3 protein-coding genes and 1 pseudogene are annotated in these 2,041 nt (G+C 73.4%); all 4 read right to left on the bottom strand.

Features of this window, described 5'->3' with window-relative positions; all coding sequences use genetic code 11:
• Positions 1-178 (bottom strand): annotated as a pseudogene (locus tag B9S61_RS42205) (FkbM family methyltransferase); the annotation flags it as partial.
• Positions 175-459, bottom strand: coding sequence for a Trm112 family protein (locus B9S61_RS09635; protein WP_103541892.1), 285 nt, complete (start codon positions 457-459; stop codon positions 175-177). The gene B9S61_RS09635 and the pseudogene B9S61_RS42205, both read right to left, overlap by 4 nt.
• Positions 456-1,370 carry a hypothetical protein gene (locus B9S61_RS09630; protein ID WP_103541891.1) on the bottom strand — a complete coding sequence of 305 codons (915 nt, stop codon included), beginning with the start codon at positions 1,368-1,370 and terminating at the stop codon, positions 456-458. The genes B9S61_RS09635 and B9S61_RS09630 overlap by 4 nt, the downstream gene beginning before the upstream one ends.
• A gap of 28 nt (positions 1,371-1,398) precedes the next feature.
• Positions 1,399-2,041: bifunctional 2-polyprenyl-6-hydroxyphenol methylase/3-demethylubiquinol 3-O-methyltransferase UbiG (locus tag B9S61_RS09625; RefSeq protein WP_103541893.1), on the bottom strand; the 643-nt coding region annotated here is incomplete at its 5' end.

The raw sequence follows: 2,041 nt of genomic DNA, 5'->3' as shown, positions 1-2,041 counted from the left end.
TCCACGGGCCGTACCAGCCGCCGATGTCCACGGCCGTGTCGCAGTCCGGCGGGCACAGGTCGCCGAGGCGGGCCAGCTCGGGCTCGTAGCGCGGGTAGACGGCTCTGGCCGTCGCGGCCACCAGGCGGGTGGGCAGGACTCCCGCGACCCGGGCCGCGAGCGTGCGGTGTGTCGTCATGGCGTCGCCGCCCCCGGGCCGCCGGTGCCGGTGCCGTCACCGTTCCCGGCGCCGGACGGGTCCTCGGCCGCTCTCGTCAGCAACTCCTCGTGCTCCTCCTCCGACACCTGCTCCCCGGACGACGGCAGCAGCTGCGGGACGCCGTCGACGATCGGGTAGCGGCGCCGCAGACGCGGGTTGTACAGCGTCCCGTCCCCCGCGCCGTCCGGCGCGAGCAGCCGCAGCGGCCCCTTGTCGAGCGGGCAGGCCAGAATCCTCAGCAGCGGGTCGTCGGCTTTCACGGTCGCGTCAACTCCTTCGCCTGAAAAGGCTCTTGTGGTGCGGTGTCATGCTTGGGCATGGCCAGCAGGACGCCGACGGCCAGCACCGTGCCCAGGACGCGCAGGGCCAGCCGAAGCGGTTCGTCCGGCAGTTGCTCACCGAACGAGAGCGTGCCGAGCACCGCCGTGAACAGACAGGTCACGGTCGTACAGACGGGCACGATCAGCGAGGCACGGCAGCGCTGGAGCGCCGCCTGCGACATCACCAGCCCGAACACCCCGGTGAACAGCAGCAGATACGGGTACGGGGAGCGCAGCAGGCCGACGACGGCGCCGCCGAGACCGTCGGCCGTCAGATGGCTCGACACGCCCTTGACGGCGAGCGAGCTGACCCCGTAGAGCAGACCGACGGCCACGCCGTACTCGACGCCCGTCGTGGGCCGCCGGTGCCGGCGGCGGGCGTTGCGCTCGGCGGAGCTGTAGAGCCACACCCCGGCGGCCAGCGCCGGCACGCACACCAGCAGGATCAGCGAGGACGGCGCGTGCTGCCCCACGGTGTCGCCGCCGGTGCCGCCCTCCTTCAGCGACAGCACCACCATCAGCAGGGCGAGGAGGATGGCGCCGAGCGCGTACCGTTCGCGGCCGCTGGTCTCCTCGCCCAGCAGCCGGGCGGACAGCAGCACGAGCAGCACCAGACCGGAGACGAAGATGCCCTGGGCGGCGGCGATCGGCAGCGTGCGGTACACCGCGAGCTGGGCGGCGAACCCCGCCGCGAGCGCCAGCGAGCCGCCGATCCACAGCGGGCTGCCCACCACCAGCCGCAGCAGACGCGCCGGCCGGCGGATCGACACCTCGGGAAGGCTCGCGAGGGCCCGCTTCTCCAGGACGAAGCCGCCGCTGTACAGGACGTTCGCCAACAGGGCCGCGGCCACACCCCACCACATGGTCGCCCCGCCCCCTTTACGTCCGCCGCGCGTGCAGCAGCAGGATCGACGCGAGCGGCGCCCTGGCGCAGGCCAGCCGGTCCAGCGGACGCGGCGGACGCGGTACGCCGTGGAAGGGGGCCCCTTCGAGACGTACGACGGTGAAACCCGACGCGGCGACGAACTCCCGCAGCGCACGGGCCGTGTAGAGCCGCAGGTGCCCCACGACCTCCGACCCCGGCCGCCCGTGGATACCGCGCATGCTGACCTCGGAGAACACCGGCTGCACCCCGGCGAGCAGCAGCACCCGGTTGTACCAGGCGGCGAGATTCGGCGTGGACAGCATCAGATGGCCCCCGGGACGGAGCACCCGGCGGAGCTCGTCGAGCGCCGCGTCCGGGGCGACGAGATGCTCGATCACCTCGCTGAAGAGGACCGCGTCCGCCGATCCGGAGGCGAACGGCAGCCCGCTGCCCCCGAGTTCGCCGCGCACCGCGTACGGCAGCCGGGTACGGGCGCGGGTCAGGGCGTCCTGGGACCAGTCCACGCCGACCAGCCGGTGGCCGCGCAGACAGGGGGCGGCGGTGGCGGCCGCGGTGCCGTCGCCGCAGCCGATGTCGAGGACCGTCCGCGGCAAGGAGCAGCAGCTGTGCGGTGATCTTGTTGGCGATGTCGTCGTC

The organism is Streptomyces sp. SM1 (genome assembly GCF_002910825.1).
Taxonomy (GTDB): domain Bacteria; phylum Actinomycetota; class Actinomycetes; order Streptomycetales; family Streptomycetaceae; genus Streptomyces; species Streptomyces okerensis.
The sequence above is the reverse complement of the archived record's forward strand: the minus strand, read 5'-3'. Positions and strand labels throughout refer to the sequence as shown.